The organism is Kribbella aluminosa (genome assembly GCF_017876295.1).
GTDB lineage: Bacteria > Actinomycetota > Actinomycetes > Propionibacteriales > Kribbellaceae > Kribbella > Kribbella aluminosa.
This window is the reverse complement of record NZ_JAGINT010000001.1, coordinates 1,419,707-1,437,102: the sequence shown is the minus strand read 5'-3', so window position 1 is coordinate 1,437,102 and position 17,396 is coordinate 1,419,707. Positions and strand designations below refer to the sequence as shown.

Here is a 17,396-nt window from a genome sequence, read left to right as displayed (position 1 = left end):
CTTGGCCCGTTTGAGGGGTTAACCACGGAGGTTGGCCCATCACCCCCGGCATGCAGGAGGCGAACGGGCACGGCCGATGGTTAACCACTCAAACGGTCGAGCTTCAGTCGAGGATGACCGAGCGGGTGAGGCTGCGGGGCTGGTCCGGGTTCAGGCCCAGGGCGAGGGACTTGGCGACGGCGACCCGCTGGGCGACGACGAGGGATGCCATCGGGTCCAGGTCGGCGTGCTGGACGATCGTCGCGCCGGTGGCCTGGACGTCCTCGATCAGGCCGGCCGGGGCGTCACCGAAGATCCAGACGCCGCGACCTGCCTGCGCGATCGCGATCGGGCCGTGCCGGTAGTCCATCGCCGGGTACGCCTCGGTCCACGCCGACGCGGCCTCCCGCTGCTTCAGCGCTGCCTCGTGTGCAAGTCCGACGGTCCAGCGCGTACCGACGTACGTGACCTGCTCGAGCTTCGCGAGGTCGTCGACGTCGACGGTCAACGCGGTCTGAGCGTCCGCGGCGGCCTTCGACAGGTCCTCGCCGAGCGACGCACGCAGCAGCGCCAGCGTCGTGGTCGCGAACCGGGTCTGGACCACCGACTGCTCGTCGGCGAACTCCAGCAGGATCGTCTCGTCGGCCAGCTCGAAGATCGGCGAGTCCGGGGTCGCGGTGATCGCCACGGTCGGCAGGTCGGTGTCCCGGATCAGCTCCAGTACCTCGGTGGTGGTGCCGGAGCGGCTGATCACCACGATCGCGTCGTACGTCCGCCCGGCCGGGAACTCCGAGCCGGCGAACGCGTCGGTCTCCCCCTGGCCGAGGTCCTCGCGGAGCGCGGCGTACGCCATCGCCATGAACCACGACGTACCGCAGCCGACCGCGGCGACCCGCTGGCCGGCCTTCGGAAGTGCACCGCCGTACTGCGCGAAACCCTCCGAGACCTGTCGCCAGAGGTCGGGCTGAGTGGCGATCTCAGTGCTCACAAAAGGCGTCTGGGTCATGTCGTCTCCGCACTTCTCATGGTCGAAACTGCTCGAACGTGATCGAATGGTGCCAACCAGCCGCCACCCGGCTGACCGATTGTGTGAAGGAGGAGCCCCGGGTGAAGCGTTACGAACGCCTCAACACCTTGCTCGAGTCGCTCGCCGAGAAGGGCGCCATCGACGTCGACGAGCTCGCCGAGCAACTGCACGTGTCCGCGGCCACGATCAGGCGTGACCTGGACCATCTCGGCAAGCAGCAGCTCCTCACCCGGACCCGCGGCGGCGCCGTGGCCAACGCGGTCTCGTACGACCTGCCGCTGCGCTACAAGACTGCGCGTTTCGCGTCCGAGAAGCAGCGGATCGCGCAGGCGGCGGCGACGCTGGTCCGTCGCGGCATGGTGATCGGGATGAACGGCGGGACCACGATCTCCGAGGTGGCGCGGACGCTGGCCACCCGGCCGGAGCTGTCCGCGGAGCACGGGGAGCCGGCCTTCACGCTGGTCACCAACGCGCTGAACATCGCCAACGAGCTGATCGTCCGGCCGCACGTGAAGATGGTGCTGACCGGCGGCGTCGCGCGGCCGCAGTCCTACGAGATGATCGGGCCGCTGTCGCACCGGATCCTGTCCGACCTGTCGCTGGACATCGCCTTCATCGGCGTCGACGGGATCGACGAGACCGGCGCCACCGCTCATCACGAAGGCGAGGCGAACATCAACCAGCTGATCGTCAGCCGGGCCGCGAAGGTGTGCGTGGTGGCCGACTCCTCCAAGCTCGGGCAGCGCGCCTTCGCCCGGATCTGCGAGCTGAGCGAGATCGACACTCTCGTCACCGACGCCCAGGCCGACGACATCCAGCTGACCGTCTTCAAGGAAGCCGGCATCGACGTCATCCGCGCCTGACCCCACTCCGCACCTCCCTCAACAGGTGAGTCATGTCTCGTGCTAGCGATCATATCTGATCAGGGCAAGGTTGTTATGAGCAGGAGTGCGCAACCTCCGCGCGTGCAGCACGGAAAGCGCACCGCCAGACGCTAGGCTTCGGTTCAGCATGGGTACCGCAGCCGCACATCACGCAGCCGACCACTGGGAGGACGCCATCGCCACCGGCATCGACCCGACGTCCTGGGCGTACGCCGAGGACTACACCGGTGAGGACGAAGTCGTCACCGGTGCGCGGGCGAGCGCCGCGGACAGCGGTGTCGCCCCGATCGGCCCCGGCACGGCCGCCGCGCTGAGTCTGCTGGCCGCCGGCGCGGGCGCGAAGGCAGTCGTCGAGATCGGCACCGGGACCGGCGTCTCAGGACTCGCACTGCTCCGTGGGATGCGCACGGACGGCACCCTGACCACGGTCGACATCGACGCGGAGAACCAGCGGCTCGCGCGCAAGACGTTCCTGGACGCCGGCGTCGCGTCGAACCGGTTCCGGCTGATCGCGGGCGCCGGCCTGGACGTCGTCACCCGGCTCACCGACGGCCACTACGACCTGGTGTTCTGCGACGCCGACCGCCGCGAGAACACGGCGTACCTGCACGAGGCCCTCCGGCTGCTCCGCCCCGGCGGCACGGTCGCCTTCGCCGGCATCCTCACCGCAGGCAAGGTCGCCGACCCCGCCCACCGCGACCCCGACACGATGGCCCTCCGCGACCTGATCCGCGCCGTCCGCGACGACGACAACCTGGTCTCCGCCCTCCTCCCCACCTCCGAAGGCCTCCTCACCGCCGCCAAACGCCTGAAGTGATCTTGACTTAGTGCGACCACTCGACCGCTTTAGGTCGTCGAATCCGCCTAGAATTCGCCAATAGAACCAACAAACATACTAAAATCGAACCCGATTAGTATGTTTGTCGGTTTCCTTGAAGGATTCAGTGCGCCGAGCGGCCGCCGATCGGACTGGCGGCACGACGCAGGAACGGGTACGAACGCATTTGCTTCGGCACGCCGGACCGGTGTTCCGGCTTGCGGGCCCGCCGCGCCTGCCGGCGATCGTCAGGGGCAGCTGAGGTCAGTGGCTCGCATCTGCCAGAGGCTGCCGCCGGAAGGGCTGAACGCGCCGTACAGGTTGCCGGCGGCCTCATGGTCGGCATAGAAGGTGTCTCCGTACGACGCGACCCCGACCATCTGCCCGCCGGCATAGACCCAGTGGGCGCCGTCATGGATGACGGTGCAGACGGCAGGGTACGTCGTGGCCTGCGCGGGCAGTGTGGCCATCAGAGCACTACCGGCCAACGCGACGGCGGCCGCCGCGGGAATCAGCTTGCGCATGTTCGGCTCCAACACTCGATTTACTGGTCTGGGCCAGTCTGGTTGGTGTTGGAGGTGGGACCAACCCTTTCGAGGGGGTCCGAAGGGTCATCCGGTGAGGCGGGTCAGTTGGGCGGGTACTTCGTGCCACGGGTCGGACTGGGGGTCTATTAGTTCGTAGTGGCCGCAGTGTTCGATGCGGTGGAAGTGGGAGGTGGGGTGGGCGGTGTAGTACGACTCGGTGAGGGAGATCGGTACTACGGAGTCGTTGACGCCGTGGAGGAGGGTGACCGGGGCTATTGGTGCGGGGAGGTGGACGGGGTCCAGGTCGTTGCGGACTCCGCCGCCGATGAAGTCCTGTACGGCGCCCTTGTCGAGCTTCTGCCGGTCCGCCATCAGGAGGTCCGCCACCGGCGCCAGAGCGAGCACACCGCGCAGGCGGACCGGGTTGAGCGTCGCCGCGGCCCACAGCGCCAGCTGACCGCCTGCGGAGTGCCCCATGAGCACGTACCCGGCCGGGACGTCCAGCAGGTCCGGCAGAGCGTCCAGCGCCGTACGGACGTCAGCCGTGGACACGTCGGGGTTGCCGGCCTCACGGCGGTACTCCAGCAGCAGCACAGGCCAGCCGAGGTCGGACAGGGAAGCGCCGAGCGAGCGGGCGTGCAGCCGGTCGTACTGCGGCCGCCAGAAACCGCCGTGGATGAACACCACGAGCGGCCGGTAGTCCTTCGCGTGCCAGTAGTCGATCACCTGGTCCGCGTGGTCGCCGTACCGCAGCTCCTGATCGGGCTCGGGCGCCTTGCGCGACAGAACCGACCGGTCCTCACTCATACAGACCTCCCGAGACTGTGTTCGATTCCAAGGAAGTGCAGGGCGTTCGCGGTCAGGAGCTTGTGTTGCTGTTCCGCGGTCAGGAAGCCGGACTTCCGTACCACCTCCCCGACCGGCCGCTCACCCAGTGGATAGGGATAGTCACTGCCGACCAGAACGCGGTCTTCCCCCAAGGTATCGACAAGTAGCCGCAAAGGCGCTGATTCGAACACCACCGTGTCGACCAGGATCCGGTCCAGGTACGTCGACGGTGGATGCTCCGAGCAACCGCGGACGACGTCGCCGCGCCGGTGCCAGGCGTTCTCCAGCCGGCCGAGCCAGAACGCGAAACTCCCGCCCCCGTGGGCGAAACAGATCTTCAGGTACGGCGGCAACCGGTCGAAGGCCCCGCCGAGGATCATCGCCAGCAACGACAGGTGCGTCTCGGCGGGCATCCCGGTCAGCCAGCGGGCCATCCACCTGTCCAGCCGCGGCCCGCCCGGCATGTCCCACGGGTGCACGAGAACCGGCGTACCGGTCTCCGCGCAGTGCTTGAGAAAGGCAACGATCCCGGCGTCGTCGAGGTCCTTGTCGCCGACGTGGTTGCCGATCTCGACGCCGACGTGCCCGTTCGCGCGGCAGCGGTCCAGCTCCGCGCAGGCGAGGTCCGGATCCTGGAGCGGCACCTGGCAGAACGGTACGAACCGCGGATCTCCGGCCAGCGTCTGCAGCGTCAGGTCGTTGAAGATCTCCGCGAGCTTGACCGCCTGCCCGGCGGGTCGATCGTAGGAGAAGAAGACCGGCGTCGGCGACACCACCTGCAGGTCGATGCCGTCGGCATCCATGTCGGCACGCCGTACGCCGCGATCCCAGGCCTGCGGTCCGATCGGCCGGAACTCGGTCTGCCCGATCATGATCATCGCGGCCCGCTCGGAGTCGATCCGCAACCACGGCCAGCCGCCCCCGCCGCAGGCCGCGGCGAGATCCGGCCAACCGTGCGGGACCAGATGGGTGTGGACGTCGACCGTCATCTACCCGGGTGCACCGTCCCGCAGTTCGGGCAGGTGCGGGCTTCCGCGCTCTCGTAGAACGCCTTGAACACCGGCGGCAGGTCCTCGACGATGTCGTTCACCTGGAGCTCGACCTCGTGGACGATCCCGTTGCAGTTGGCGCAGTACCAGCGGAACTTCTCCAGCGTGCCCTGCTCGCGGACCCGCTCGATCACCAGGCCGATCGAGTTCGGGCCGCGTTGCGGGGAGTGCGGCATGTTCCGGGGCAGGACCCACATCTCGCCGGCGTTCACCGCGACCGTCGCCGGGCCGTCGTCCGTCATCACGTTGACCTTGAGCTCGCCGGAGATCTGGTAGAAGAACTCCTCGTACGGGTCGACGTGGAAGTCGGTGCGCTGGTTCGGGCCGCCGACCACCATCGTGATGAAGTCGTCCCCGGTGGGAAACATCTGCTTGTTGCCGACCGGCGGCTTCAGCAGGTGCTTGTTGTCCTCGATCCACTGCGGAAAGTTCGTCGACTCCAGGTTGACCATGTCCTACTCCTCCTGACGCGGGATCGCCGCGATGCCGGATATCTCGATCAGCAGCTGGGGATGCGGCAGCTGATGAACCGCGACGGTGGTCCGGGCCGGGCCGGACTCGTCGAAGAATTCGCCGTACACCTCGTTGTACCCGCCGAAGTCGTTCATCGACACCAGGTACGTCGTCACGCTGACCAGGTCCTCGAGCCCCGCCCCGACCGCGCCGAGGATGTCCCGGATGTTCTCCAGCACCGCCCGCGTCTGCGCGCGGATGTCCAGCGACACGGTCCCGAGTTCGTCCACGGACGCGCCCGCGATCGAGTTGTCCGGCCGGCGACTCGACGTACCCGAGACGAACGCGAACCCGCCGGACACCCGCACATGGGGGAACCGTCCGCGCGGCGTCGCCTTCCCCGGTACGACCGTCACGACAACTCCACGCACACATTGGTGGTTTCGGTGTAGAAGTCCACCGAATGCCGCCCACCTTCACGGCCGACGCCGGACAGTTTCACTCCGCCGAACGGCGTGCGGAGGTCGCGAAGGAACCACGTGTTGACCCAGCACAGGCCGACGTCAAGGGCGGCGCCGGCGCGATGGGCACGGCCGACGTCGCGGGTCCAGACCGTTGCCGCCAGCCCGTAGTCCGACGAGTTGGCCAGGGCGTGGGCCTCTTCCTCGGTGTCGAAGGGCGCGATGTGACAGATCGGGCCGAAGATCTCCTCGCGGTTGGTGCGGGCGTCAGCGCCGAGTCCGGTGACCACGGTTGGTTGCACGTAGCAACCGCCGTCGCGGGCGTCGCCGAAGGTCGGCACGCCGCCGCCGGTCAGTACGTCGGCGCCCTCATGACGGGCGAGGTCGTAGTACGAGAGGACCTTGTCGCGGTGCTGCTTGGAGATCAGCGGCATGTTCATCGTTGCCTCGTCGGCGGGCCAGCCGTACGTCAGCTCGCCGGCGCGGGCCGCCAGGCGGGATGCGAACTGCTCGAAGATCGGGCGTTCGACGTACAGGCGTTCGGTGCAGAGGCAGACCTGGCCGCCGTTGGTGAAGACCGAGCGGACGGAGCCCTCGACAGCCGCGTCCAGGTCGGCGTCGGCGAAGATCAGGCCGGCGTTCTTGCCGCCGAGCTCGAAGGAGACCGCCTTGACGCGGTCCGCGGCGACCTTGGCGATCGCGGTACCGGTGGCGGACTCGCCGGTGAACGTGATCGCGTCCACGCCGGGGTGTTTCGTGAGGTACTCCCCTGCTGACGAGGGCCCGAAGCCGTGGACGAGGTTGAAGACCCCGTTGGGTACGCCGGCTTCCGCCATCACCTCGGCGAGTACGGTCGCCGACGCCGGGGTCTCCTCGGACGGTTTCACCACGACGGTGTTGCCGCAGGCAAGCGCCGGGGCGACCTTCCAGGTGAGCAGCAGCAGCGGAAGATTCCACGGTACGACGATCGCGACCACGCCGACGGGTTTCCGTACGGCGTAGTTCACCGCGCGCCGGCCGTCCGGGAGAACCGTGGTGTACGACTCGGTCGGCAGCGTGCTCGCGAAGTCCGCGAACGTGCGGAAGTTCGCCGCGCCGCGCGGGATGTCCAACGTCCGCGCCTGTGCCACCGACTTCCCGGTGTCCCCCACCTCCGCCGCTACCAACTCCTCGAACCGCTGCTCGAGCCCGTCCGCGACCCGCCGCAGCACGGCCGCCCGCTCCTGCTCGCTCATCCGTCCCCACGGCCCTTTCAGAGCCGCCCGCGCAGCCCCCACTGCCGCATCCACAGTCCCCTCGTCCGCCTCACAGACGTCGAAGATCTGCTCCCCGGTAACCGGCGAAACCTTCGCAAACCGCGCCACACTCTCGACGAACGCGCCATCCACGAAGTGCCGCAACAACCCCACAGACCGCGGCTGCCCTGTCAACAGCTCAGCCGACCACAACGTCACCCTGCCCACCTCCCCGGCACGAGTGGATATCCACTGAAGTGTTGGCTTCTCCATCGGTGTACCAGCGCAGAACCCCACAGACGAGTGGATAACCCCGTCGCGTATGCCGCGGGGTGGGGCCGGGGCCGGCGTAGTGTCATCGGCGCAGCTTCCGACGGGCGAGGGTGAGGGCGGCGGCCACTGCGAGCGCCCCGGCGCCGACGACCTGATGCTGGCGGCGGACGCGGCGTTGGACTTCGGCGTACGGGGTGGTGGAGAAGGAGACCAGTTCGTAGCGGGAGACGTACGTGCCGGGGAGAGCACGTTCCAGGGCGTGTTCCAGCCGCTTCTGCAGGCGGAAGACGGGGGACGCCACCTTGTCGCGCATTTCCACGAAGTTGGCGAGGGCCATGTCCGCGATCGCCTCGGTGTTTTCGCGGCGGCGTGCCTCGAAGAGCGGGAGCGCCCGGGCCCAGGAACCGCCGGTGTCGTCGAGGCAGCGGTCCAGCTCCACGACGTCCTCGAAGGCGCAGTTGGCGCCCTGCCCGTAGAACGGGACGATCGCGTGGGCCGCGTCGCCGAGGAGCGCCGTACGGCCGTGCGCCTGCCACGGGAGGGTGTGGACCGTGCCCAGGACCCCGACGGGATTGTTCAGGTAGTCGTCGACCAGGTCAGGGGCCAGCGGCAACAGATCCGGGTAGTTCTCCCGGAAGTGCTCGGCGATCCCGCTCGCCGTGGTCAGCGCGTCGAAGGATCCGGCCGGCCAGAAGAGCGTGCAGGTGAACGAGCGGTCCGGGTTCGGCAGTGCGATCATCATCGACGTACCGCGCGGCCAGATGTGCAACGCCCCCGGATCCAGCGCGAACTCCCCGGCAGCACTGGGGATCGACAGCTCCTTGTACCCGTAGTCCAGGAACTCGACGTTCTCCGCGACGATGCCCTCGGCAAGCAACTGCTCGCGTACGGCGGACCCGGACCCGTCCGCCCCCAGCACCACGTCCGCCGTCGCCGACACCTTCCCGGCCGGCGTCGCGAACACCAGCTCCCCCGCGGCCGAGTCCAGCTCCACCAACCGGTGCTCGAACTCCACGGTCACCCCGTCGGCAGCCGCCGCCGCGGACAGCAGCGCGTTGTTCAACGCGCCCCGGCTGATCGAGTTGATCGCCCGCTCACCGGACGCCGAGTACGCCTGGAAGTCCAGCGGCCCGCTGACCGGGTGGATCATCCGGCCCTTCATCGGCAGCGCGTCGGCCATCACGTGGTCCACGAGACCGATCCGCCGCAGCGCGTCCAGCCCGCGCTCGGAGATCGCCAGGTTGATCGACCGGCCGCGTTCGACCTCGGCCACCCGAGGATCCGGCCGCCGTTCGTACAGCGCCACCGAGAGCCCGCGCCGCGCCAGGTAGCAGGCGAGCAGCGACCCGGTCAGTCCGGCTCCGACGATCGCGACCTTCATCCCAGCACCTCGGTCAACGCGGCGGCGGCCCGCCAGCAGTCGTGGTACGTCGAATACAGCGGCACCGGCGCGAGCCGCAGTACGTCGGGCTCCCGCGCGTCCGCGATCACGCCGTACTCGAACCGTAGCCGCCGCGACAACGCACCCGCCCCACCGGGAACCCGGAGCGACAGCTGCGCACCCCGGCGCCCAGGATCAGCAGGCGTGATGACCTCGAATGTCGCCAGCAACTCCGACAGACAGCCGGTCAACCGCACGCTCCGCTCCCGCAGTACGCCGATGCCGATCTTGTCGAACAGCTCCAGCGACGTCCGCACCGGGCTCATCGAGAAGATCGGCGGGTTCGACACCTGCCACGCGTCCGCGGTCGCCGGCGGCCGCGCCTCCGGCCGCATCTCGAACCGGGTCGCCGCCTCCGTGCTCCACCACCCCTCGAACCGCGGCAGATCCCCGCCGAGGTGCCGCTCGTGCACGAACGCCCCGGCGAGCGCCCCCGGCCCCGAGTTCAGGTACTTGTAAGAACACCACGCCGCGAAGTCCACATCCCAGTCGTGCAAGGACAACGGCACGTTCCCGGCGGCGTGCGCAAGATCCCACCCGACGACCGCACCGGCAGCATGTCCGGCCTTCGTGATCGTGGGGATGTCCATCAGCTCCCCCGTCAGGTAGTTCACCCCGCCCAGCAGGACGAGCGCGACGTCACCGCCGAGCTGCTCGACGACATCCGCCGTACGCAGGCTGTTCTCCCCCGGCCGCGGCCGCAGCCGGATGACCGCGTCCTCCGCGTCGTACCCGTGGAACAGAGCTTGCGACCGTACGGCGTAGCTGTCCGACGGGAAGGCCGCGTCCTCGATCACGATCCGGTGCCGCGACCGGGTCGGCCGGTAGAACGACACCATCAGCAGGTGCAGGTTGACGGTCAGCGAGTTCATCACGACCGTCTCGCTCGGCAGCGCACCGACCAGCCGCGCCGCGGGACCGGTCAGCAGCTCGTGGTACGGGAGCCAGGGCCGTGCCGCGTCCAGGTGCCCCTCGACCCCGAGCGCGGCCCAGGCGTCCAGGTCCTCGAGCAGCTCGGTGCGCGTCGCCTTCGGGCGCAGGCCGAGCGAGTTCCCGGCGAAGTACGCGACGTCGGGGTAGTCACCACCCTGCGCCGGCGGTACGTCGAACAGCTCCCGATGCCCGGGATCCGCCGCATCGAGCTGCAGTGCACCTGTCTCCGAGAGGGTCACGCCTCAGCAACCTCAGCGGCGGGAGCGACAGCGGCCTCGATCACCTGCCCCTTGCCGAGCACCGTGACGCCGCCCTTGGAGACCGTGAACCCGCGCTGCCGGTCGTAGTCCGGGTCGACGCCGATCTCGGTACCGTCCGGGACCACGATGTTCTTGTCCAGGATGACGTTCTTCAGCACCACGTCCCGGCCGATCTTGCAGTTGTCCATGATCACGCAGTTCAGCAGGTCGGCGCCGGCGCTGACGACCACGTTCGATCCGAGCACCGAGTGGTCGACATGCGCACCGGACACGATCGAGCCCTGGCAGACGATCGACTCACCGACGGTCGCGTCGTCGGTGAACTTCGCGCCCGGCAGCTGCGGATGCGAGGTGAAGATCGGCCAGTCGGAGTTGTACAGGTTGAACACGGGCTGGATCGACACCAGGTCCATGTGAGCCTCGTGGTAGGAGTCCAGCGACCCGACGTCCCGCCAGTACGAGCGGTCCCGGTCCAGGGCCCCCGGTACATCGTTCTCCTGGAAGTCGTAGACGCCCGCCTTGCCCTCGGCAACGAGCATCGGGACGATGTCGCCGCCCATGTCGTGCCGGGACGCCGGGTTGGCGGCGTCCTTGCGGAGCGCCTCGACCAGGACGTCGCGGCTGAACACGTAGTTGCCCATCGACGCGAATGCCTCGTCCGGCGAGTCCGGCAGCCCGGGTGGGTCGGCCGGCTTCTCCAGGAACTCCTCGATCGCGTGCCCGTCGGCGGCGGTCTTGATCACGCCGAACTCGGTCGCCTCGGCCCTCGGGACCCGGATACCGGCCACGGTCACGCCGTTCCCGCGCTCGATGTGCGCGGCGACCATCATGGACGCGTCCATCCGGTACACGTGGTCGGCGCCGAAGACCACGATGTACTCCGGGTCCGCGTCCTTGATCAGGTTCATCGACTGGTAGATCGCGTCCGCGCTGCCCTGGTACCACTGCGGACCGAGCCGCTGCTGCGCCGGGACGCAGGTCACGTAGTTGCCGAGCAGGGTCGACATCCGCCAGGTCAGCGTGACGTGCCGGTCCAGCGAGTGCGACTTGTACTGGGTCAGCACGCAGAGATTTCGATAGCCGGCATTGACCAAATTCGACAGGACGAAGTCGATCAGCCGATAACTGCCGCCGAACGGCACAGCCGGTTTGGCCCGGTCGGCCGTCAGCGGCATCAGCCGCTTCCCCTCACCACCGGCCAGCACGATTCCGAGAACTCTGGGCGCCTTTGCCATGTCCGCACCTTAGGCCATGCGCCCCCCTCATGTGCAGTGCGAGCGTGTGCTCGGTGGAGTGCATCGGGGTGCCGGAGTGGCGTCCTCGATGCGGAGCATCGTGGACGCCGCTCCGGTGCCGCGAGGTGCCCACCGAGTGCGCGATCGCGCTGTGCAGGAGGGGGGTGCATGGCCTTACTCCGGATGCCCCGGTACATAAGCGGTTGCGAGTGTCGCGACACTGTAAAGATGCCGATCCTCGTCGTTCCGACCGCTGCCGTTCACCGTTCGTTCCTCGCGGCCTGGGACGAGCTCGCTCCGGAGGACCTGCACTGGCTGGGGCCGAAGTCGATCGCCGGCGACGACGAGCTGTGGAGCCGGGACCGGGCCGCGGATCCGGCCGGGTTCCGGCAGTTGGTCGAGGCGATCCGGCGGGAGGCCGAACCGGACACCGTGCTGCCGCCCGGCATCGTGCACCAGACCGTGCTGTGGTTCGTCGACGGCGTGGAGCTCCTCGGCCGGCTCTCGATCCGGCACGACCTGACTCCGCCGCTCACCGAGGTCGGCGGCCACATCGGGTACTGGGTCCGGCCGTCCGCGCGCCGGCAGGGGTACGCGACCCAGATGCTCGCCCAGTCGCTCCCGATCGCGGGCGCCCTCGGGATCGACCCGGCGCTGGTCACCTGCGACGTGGACAACACCGGATCGCGCAAGGTGATCGAGGCAGCTGGTGGCGAACTGGAAGGCGAACGACACGGAAAGCTGCGCTTCTGGGTGCCGACACACGTCGCCAGATGACCTATGGTCGGAGATTGTGAAGGTCGCCATCCTGACGCGTGAGTTTCCTCCGGACGTGTACGGCGGGGCGGGAGTGCACGTGGACTTCCTCGTCCGCGAGCTGCGCCGGCTGATCGACGTGGACGTGCACTGCATGGGCGAGCCCCGGCAGGGCGCGACCGCGCACTCCGAGGACGACCCGCGGATCCCGACCGCGAACGCGGCGCTGCGGATCCTCTCCACCGACCTGACCATGACCGCGGCGGTCGGGGACGCGCAGCTCGTGCACTCGCACACCTGGTACGCGAACATGGCCGGCCACTGGGCGAAGCTGCTGTACGACGTACCGCACGTGGTGACCGCGCACTCGCTGGAGCCGCGGCGCCCGTGGAAGGCCGAGCAGCTCGGCGGCGGGTACCGGCTGTCGAGCTGGGCCGAGCGGACCGCGTACGAGGCCGCCGACGCGATCGTCGCGGTCAGCCGCGGGATGCGGGACGACGTACTCGAATGCTATCCGTCCATCGACCCGGCCAAGGTGCACGTGATCTCGAACGGGATCGACGCGGACTTCTACCACCCGGACCCGTCGACGACAGTGCTCGAGCGGCTGGGCGTCGACCTGAGCCGGCCGTACGTGACGTTCGTCGGCCGGATCACCCGGCAGAAGGGCGTGCCGCACCTGCTCCGCGCGGGGCTGCGGCTGGACCCGTCGGTGCAGCTCGTGCTGCTCGCCGGCGCGGCCGACACGGTCGAGCTGAAGGCCGAGACCGACGCGCTGATCGAGGACCTGCGGCTGGCCCGCGACGGCGTGTTCGTGGTGTCGGAGATGCTGCCGCGCGAGGAGGTCCGGCAGGTCCTCACGCACGCGCTGGCGTTCTGCTGCCCGTCGATCTACGAGCCGCTCGGCATCGTGAACCTGGAGGCGATGGCCTGCGAGACAGCGGTCGTGGCGAGCGCGGTCGGCGGGATCCCCGAGGTCGTCGACGACGGCGTCACCGGCATCCTGGTGCCGTACGACGTGAACGACACCGACACGTTCGAACGCGGGCTCGCGGACGGGATCAACGCACTCGTCGACGACCCGGCGAGGGCGGCAGCAATGGGCAAGGCTGGGCGCGAACGGGCCGTCTCGCAGTTCGGCTGGGACGCGGTGGCGCAACGGACCGTGGAGCTGTACAACAGCCTGCTCGGGTAGGGGAAACCCCACCGGTATCCGGGGGTTTCGCACCATTCTGTGACGAGGCCGGCGGCGGTTGGGTTGGGGTATGACTTCTCGCCTGACCCATCGCCTGACCCATCGCCTGACACAGACCGTCGCCGCCACCCTCGCCACCGCCGCTCTGCTCGCCTTCCCCGCGTCGGCGTTCGCCGCCGTTCATCGGCCGACGCTGTCCGAAGCGGCTGTGTCCAGCGTCCACACGCCACGTGGTGCGCTGGTCTCGGCGGTTCCTGTTGGGCAACTGACAGCGGCTCAGCTCGATGCGGCAGCGGCGGATTTCCCGGGTACGCCGAAGTCGTCGTACGGCGTCGCGGCGTACCGGCTGATCTACCGGACCGTCGACACTCACGGGCGGCCCACGACGGCCAGCGGGATCGTCGTGCTGCCGGACGGTCGAAGCGGTGCGCTGACGGTGACGGAGTACCTGCACGGGACGAACGCGACCAAGGCGGCCGCCGCGTCGGTCGACGACCGGTCGACGGATCGGCTGGTCACGGCGCTGTTCGCCGGGCAGGGGCTGGTCGGGGTGGCGCCGGACTACCTCGGGCTCGGACTTGGCCCGGGACCGCATCCGTACCTCGACACGAAGACCGAGACGTCCGCGTCGGCGGACCTGCTGCTCGCGGCGCGGACGTTCGCGGCCAACCACGGGGTGGCGTTCAAGCGCGACGTACTGGTCACCGGGTTCTCGCAGGGCGGCCGGGCGTCGCTTGCCTTCGGTCGCGCGTTGAGTCGCGGCGAGGTCGGGCCGTTCCGGCTGGGGGCGCTGCACGCGGTCGCGGGGCCGTACGACCTGCTCGGCGAGGAGCTGCCGGCCGCCTTCGACGGACGCGTGATCCCGCCGACCGCGACGTTCTACCTGGCGTACCTGGTGACCGCGTGGAACCGGACGGTCGGGCTGTACGACGACCCGCGGCAGGCGTTCCAAGCGCCGTACGCGTCGACCGTCGAGGGGTTGTTCGACGGGTCGCACACCGACGAGGAGATCGTCGCCGGGCTGCCGGACTCGCCGGAGAAGCTGTTCACGCCGGAGTTCGCCGCTCGGCTGCAGCACCCGACAGGGCGACTGCTGCGGGCGACCCAAGCCGCCGATCAGGTCTGCCAGGACTGGACGCCGCGCATCCCGGTGCACCTGTACAGCGGGACCAAGGACACCGACGTCGCCGCCGCCAACGCCGACTCCTGCGCGGCCTCACTCAGGCGGCGCGGAACCGACGTGACAGTGCACTCGATGGGCGCGGTGGATCACACGGGCACCGCCTTCGCGGCCTACCCGGAAATCATTCGGGCCTACGCTCCCCGGGCCTGACCCGAGCCCCGCCACTCGGCCGCGCCGCCCGCGTCCGGCGGCGCACCACCCCGCCGCTGCGCTGGATCACCAGCCAGGACCTTGGTCGCCCAGCGCGTTCTCCATCTGTCCACGGTAGACCGGGTCCGCCGCAATAGCCTGTGCCCTGTCACTACCAGGAACAACGGGGCACTCCCTGTTCCGCGCGCGCCGGCGAACACTGGAGACATGACGAACTCAACCATCACGCTCGCCGACGACCTCACCATCACCCGGATGGGGTACGGCGCGATGCAGCTCGCCGGCCCCGGCGTCTTCGGACCGCCGAAGGACCGCGACCAGGCGATCGCCGTACTGCGGGAGGCCGTCGACCTCGGCATCACCCACATCGACACCAGCGACTTCTACGGCCCGACCGTGGTCAACGAGATCATCAAGGAGGCGCTGCACCCGTACCCGGACGGCCTGCACCTGGTCACCAAGGTCGGCGCCCGGCGCGGCGACGACGCGTCCTGGCTCCCGGCGCTGTCGCCGGACGAGCTCAAGCAGCAGGTACACGGGAATCTCGAGCACCTCGGCGTCGACGTCCTCGATGTGGTGAACCTGCGGACCGCCGAGCGCGAGGGCGGCCGCGCCGAATCGATCGAGGAGCCGTTCACGACGCTCGTCGAGTTGCAGCAGCAGGGCCTGATCAAGCATCTCGGCCTGAGCAACGTCTCGGTCGCCCAGCTCCGCGAGGCGCAGACGATCGCCCCGATCGTCACCGTGCAGAACCTGTACAACCTGGTCGAGCGCGCGGACGACGACGTCGTCGACTACGCCGAGGAGCACAACATCGCGTTCGCGTCGTTCTTCCCGCTCGGCGGATTCAGCCCTCTGCAGTCGGAGACCCTGTCGAAGGTCGCGGCCCGGCTCGACGCCACGCCGTACCAGGTCGCCCTCGCCTGGCTCCTGCAGCGCTCGAGCACCAGCGTGGTCATCCCGGGTACGTCGTCGGTGGACCACCTCCGCCAGAACGTCGCGGCCCGCGATCTGGAACTGCCCGCCGACGCGGTCGCCGAACTGGACGCGATCGGCGCCTAGGCTTTCCGGTACTTTTCCGTCGCTCCAGGCAGGAAAAGTTCCGGAAAGCTAGGCCAGTTCGCGTTGGAGCATCTGGATCAGGGCGTCGACGTCCGCCTCGACCATCGGCTCGCCGGTCATGCCCATCCGGTGCAGCAGCGTGCCGATCACCACGTCGATGACGAACAGCACCCGCTGCTCCGACAGCCCGAGGGTCTCCATCAGGACCTTGCGGTACGGGTCCTGCAGCTGGGTGGCGAGGATCTCCCGCAGCGCCGGATCCCCGATCGCGTCCGTGAACACCCCGGCGAACGCCGCGGCCACGCCGGGCTCGGCGACCGCGCGGACGCCGTACCGGATCGCGGCGGCGATGTCCGCGGCGCCGTCCCGCCCGGTCAGCGGCAACGGGCCGAACGAGTCGACCAGGGTCGCGGTGACCAGCGCACCCTTCGACGGCCAGCGGCGGTAGATCGTCGTCTTCGCGATCCCGGTCGCGGCGGCGATCCGGTCGACCGTGGCCCGGGTGTACCCGAGCTGGTCGATCGTCCGCAGCGTCGCCGCGAACACCTCCGCGTCGACGCTGGACCGGGGCCGGCCGGGCGGCCGGGTGCTGGAAGCCATGGGCCTACCCTACCCAGTTATGCTACCGTCGGTATCGATACTAATCGTAGCGAAACCGCAGGACGGTGCCCGATGCTCAAGACCGCCGCCAGCACGACGCACCAGCCGCCGCTGGGTGTTCGCCTGGTCTACGCGCTCCGCAAGGAGCCCGACTACCGCACGATGTCGCCCGCGGACCTGGCCGCGTTCGGCGAGGTCGCGAACCGGATCGTCACCTCCCGGTTCGCCCACCTGCTGACGGGCTTCCCGCACAGCGGCGTGACGATCGGCTGGCAGCAGGTCCAGCTCCCCGACCGCACGATCCGGGTCCGGGTCTACCGCCCGGACAGCCAGGCAAAACTCCCGCTCGTACTGCACGTCCACGGCGGCGGTTACGTCGGTACGGCGGTGCAGTGCGACTGGATCAACAGCCACCTGGCCGCCCGCGCGTCAGCGGTGGTGGTGTCCGTGGAGCACCGGCTGATGGACCACGACACCCCGCTGGCCGCGATCGTCGACGACGGCTGGGACGTCCTGCGGTACGTGTTCCAGCACGCGGCGGACTGGGGTATCGACCCGACCCGGGTGGCGGTCGCCGGCGAGAGCGCCGGGTCGATGGTCGCGGCGCTCTCCGCGCTCCGGGCCCGGGACGCCGGCCTGTCGTTGCGGGCGCAGGTGCTGGTCAACCCCTGCGTCGACGTGACCTCGACGGCGCTCGACTACGACTCGGTGTCGCAGTACCCGGAGACGCCGACGCTCACCCGCGAGGGCCTCGAGTTCTTCCGGCGCCTCGCCGTACCAGAGGGCACCGATCCGCGGTCGTTGTCCCCGCTGTACGCCGACGAGCTGGGCGGGCTGCCGCCGACGCTCGTGGTGATCCCGGTGCTCGACCCGGTCGCGGACCACGGCCGGGTGTACGCCGACCGGCTGCGCGCGGCGGGGACCACGGTCGAGGTGAGCGAGTACGCGAAGGCCGGGCACGCGTTCATCAGCATGCCCGGCCTGGTACCGCAGGCGAAACCGGCCCGGGACCGGATCGTCGACTTCCTCTGCGCGAGGTTCAGGTAAT

At 69.2% G+C, this 17,396-nt stretch carries 18 protein-coding genes; 7 read left to right on the top strand and 11 right to left on the bottom strand.

Features of this window, described 5'->3' with window-relative positions:
• Nucleotides 1-103: 103 nt before the first annotated feature.
• Nucleotides 104-967 carry an SIS domain-containing protein gene (locus JOF29_RS07180; RefSeq protein WP_307863190.1) on the bottom strand — a complete coding sequence of 288 codons (864 nt, stop codon included), beginning with the start codon at nt 965-967 and terminating at the stop codon, nt 104-106.
• 119 nt (nt 968-1,086) lie between these two features.
• On the opposite strand from JOF29_RS07180, the gene JOF29_RS07175 reads away from it, so the two are divergent.
• Nucleotides 1,087-1,869, top strand: a complete 783-nt coding sequence (locus JOF29_RS07175) for a DeoR/GlpR family DNA-binding transcription regulator (RefSeq protein ID WP_209693439.1) — start codon at nt 1,087-1,089, stop codon at nt 1,867-1,869.
• Between the two features lie 148 nt (nt 1,870-2,017).
• A complete protein-coding gene (locus JOF29_RS07170; RefSeq protein WP_209693438.1) occupies nt 2,018-2,707 on the top strand; it encodes an O-methyltransferase in 690 nt (229 codons plus the stop codon).
• A gap of 248 nt (nt 2,708-2,955) precedes the next feature.
• On the opposite strand, the gene JOF29_RS07165 is transcribed toward JOF29_RS07170, so the two are convergent.
• The 9 genes from JOF29_RS07165 to glgC form a co-directional block, all read right to left on the bottom strand.
• Nucleotides 2,956-3,231 (bottom strand): hypothetical protein, encoded by a 276-nt coding sequence (locus JOF29_RS07165; protein ID WP_209693437.1) that lies wholly within the window; start codon nt 3,229-3,231, stop codon nt 2,956-2,958.
• Between the two features lie 87 nt (nt 3,232-3,318).
• Nucleotides 3,319-4,041, bottom strand: coding sequence for an alpha/beta hydrolase family protein (locus tag JOF29_RS07160; protein ID WP_209693436.1), 723 nt, complete (start codon nt 4,039-4,041; stop codon nt 3,319-3,321).
• Nucleotides 4,038-5,051, bottom strand: coding sequence for an amidohydrolase family protein (locus JOF29_RS07155; protein ID WP_209693435.1), 1,014 nt, complete (start codon nt 5,049-5,051; stop codon nt 4,038-4,040). Before JOF29_RS07155 ends, JOF29_RS07160 begins: the two co-directional genes overlap by 4 nt.
• Nucleotides 5,048-5,563, bottom strand: coding sequence for a 3-hydroxyanthranilate 3,4-dioxygenase (locus JOF29_RS07150; protein WP_209693434.1), 516 nt, complete (start codon nt 5,561-5,563; stop codon nt 5,048-5,050). Before JOF29_RS07150 ends, JOF29_RS07155 begins: the two co-directional genes overlap by 4 nt.
• A gap of 3 nt (nt 5,564-5,566) precedes the next feature.
• On the bottom strand, nt 5,567-5,980 hold the full coding sequence (locus JOF29_RS07145; protein WP_209693433.1) for a RidA family protein: 414 nt from the start codon (nt 5,978-5,980) through the stop codon (nt 5,567-5,569).
• Nucleotides 5,977-7,479 (bottom strand): 2-hydroxymuconic semialdehyde dehydrogenase, encoded by a 1,503-nt coding sequence (locus tag JOF29_RS07140; protein WP_307863189.1) that lies wholly within the window; start codon nt 7,477-7,479, stop codon nt 5,977-5,979. Before JOF29_RS07140 ends, JOF29_RS07145 begins: the two co-directional genes overlap by 4 nt.
• A 136-nt stretch (nt 7,480-7,615) precedes the next feature.
• The gene (locus JOF29_RS07135) at nt 7,616-8,914 is read right to left on the bottom strand and encodes an FAD-dependent oxidoreductase (protein ID WP_209693431.1); all 1,299 of its coding nucleotides are present in this window, start codon (nt 8,912-8,914) and stop codon (nt 7,616-7,618) included.
• A complete protein-coding gene (gene kynU, locus JOF29_RS07130; RefSeq protein WP_209693430.1) occupies nt 8,911-10,146 on the bottom strand; it encodes a kynureninase in 1,236 nt (411 codons plus the stop codon). Before kynU ends, JOF29_RS07135 begins: the two co-directional genes overlap by 4 nt.
• On the bottom strand, nt 10,143-11,402 hold the full coding sequence (glgC, locus tag JOF29_RS07125; protein WP_209693429.1) for a glucose-1-phosphate adenylyltransferase: 1,260 nt from the start codon (nt 11,400-11,402) through the stop codon (nt 10,143-10,145). Before glgC ends, kynU begins: the two co-directional genes overlap by 4 nt.
• Nucleotides 11,403-11,630: 228 nt before the next feature.
• Here glgC and JOF29_RS07120 point away from each other — a divergent pair, with 228 nt between their 5' ends.
• From JOF29_RS07120 to JOF29_RS07105, 4 genes are all read left to right on the top strand, one after another.
• Nucleotides 11,631-12,179 (top strand): GNAT family N-acetyltransferase, encoded by a 549-nt coding sequence (locus JOF29_RS07120; RefSeq protein ID WP_209693428.1) that lies wholly within the window; start codon nt 11,631-11,633, stop codon nt 12,177-12,179.
• A gap of 16 nt (nt 12,180-12,195) precedes the next feature.
• Nucleotides 12,196-13,353, top strand: coding sequence for a glycogen synthase (gene glgA, locus JOF29_RS07115; protein ID WP_209693427.1), 1,158 nt, complete (start codon nt 12,196-12,198; stop codon nt 13,351-13,353).
• 70 nt (nt 13,354-13,423) lie between these two features.
• Nucleotides 13,424-14,686, top strand: a complete 1,263-nt coding sequence (locus JOF29_RS07110) for a dienelactone hydrolase family protein (protein WP_209693426.1) — start codon at nt 13,424-13,426, stop codon at nt 14,684-14,686.
• A gap of 207 nt (nt 14,687-14,893) precedes the next feature.
• The gene (locus JOF29_RS07105; RefSeq protein WP_209693425.1) at nt 14,894-15,748 is read left to right on the top strand and encodes an oxidoreductase; all 855 of its coding nucleotides are present in this window, start codon (nt 14,894-14,896) and stop codon (nt 15,746-15,748) included.
• A gap of 48 nt (nt 15,749-15,796) precedes the next feature.
• Here JOF29_RS07105 and JOF29_RS07100 read toward each other — a convergent pair whose 3' ends face one another.
• Nucleotides 15,797-16,348 (bottom strand): TetR/AcrR family transcriptional regulator, encoded by a 552-nt coding sequence (locus JOF29_RS07100; protein WP_209693424.1) that lies wholly within the window; start codon nt 16,346-16,348, stop codon nt 15,797-15,799.
• A gap of 72 nt (nt 16,349-16,420) precedes the next feature.
• Between JOF29_RS07100 and JOF29_RS07095 the strand changes: the two genes are divergently transcribed.
• A complete protein-coding gene (locus JOF29_RS07095; protein ID WP_209693423.1) occupies nt 16,421-17,395 on the top strand; it encodes an alpha/beta hydrolase in 975 nt (324 codons plus the stop codon).
• Nucleotide 17,396: the final 1 nt, after the last annotated feature.

What these genes read in the sequence shown, in the direction of transcription:
- JOF29_RS07170 (WP_209693438.1), top strand. Translation starts at nt 2,018, where the DNA reads ATGGGTACCGCAGCCGCACATCACGCAGCCGACCACTGGGAGGACGCC.
- JOF29_RS07165 (WP_209693437.1), bottom strand. Translation starts at nt 3,231, where the DNA reads ATGCGCAAGCTGATTCCCGCGGCGGCCGCCGTCGCGTTGGCCGGTAGT.
- JOF29_RS07160 (WP_209693436.1), bottom strand. Translation starts at nt 4,041, where the DNA reads ATGAGTGAGGACCGGTCGGTTCTGTCGCGCAAGGCGCCCGAGCCCGAT.
- JOF29_RS07155 (WP_209693435.1), bottom strand. Translation starts at nt 5,051, where the DNA reads ATGACGGTCGACGTCCACACCCATCTGGTCCCGCACGGTTGGCCGGAT.
- JOF29_RS07150 (WP_209693434.1), bottom strand. Translation starts at nt 5,563, where the DNA reads ATGGTCAACCTGGAGTCGACGAACTTTCCGCAGTGGATCGAGGACAAC.
- JOF29_RS07135 (WP_209693431.1), bottom strand. Translation starts at nt 8,914, where the DNA reads ATGAAGGTCGCGATCGTCGGAGCCGGACTGACCGGGTCGCTGCTCGCC.
- glgC (WP_209693429.1), bottom strand. Translation starts at nt 11,402, where the DNA reads ATGGCAAAGGCGCCCAGAGTTCTCGGAATCGTGCTGGCCGGTGGTGAG.
- JOF29_RS07120 (WP_209693428.1), top strand. Translation starts at nt 11,631, where the DNA reads ATGCCGATCCTCGTCGTTCCGACCGCTGCCGTTCACCGTTCGTTCCTC.
- JOF29_RS07110 (WP_209693426.1), top strand. Translation starts at nt 13,424, where the DNA reads ATGACTTCTCGCCTGACCCATCGCCTGACCCATCGCCTGACACAGACC.
- JOF29_RS07105 (WP_209693425.1), top strand. Translation starts at nt 14,894, where the DNA reads ATGACGAACTCAACCATCACGCTCGCCGACGACCTCACCATCACCCGG.
- JOF29_RS07100 (WP_209693424.1), bottom strand. Translation starts at nt 16,348, where the DNA reads ATGGCTTCCAGCACCCGGCCGCCCGGCCGGCCCCGGTCCAGCGTCGAC.
- JOF29_RS07095 (WP_209693423.1), top strand. Translation starts at nt 16,421, where the DNA reads ATGCTCAAGACCGCCGCCAGCACGACGCACCAGCCGCCGCTGGGTGTT.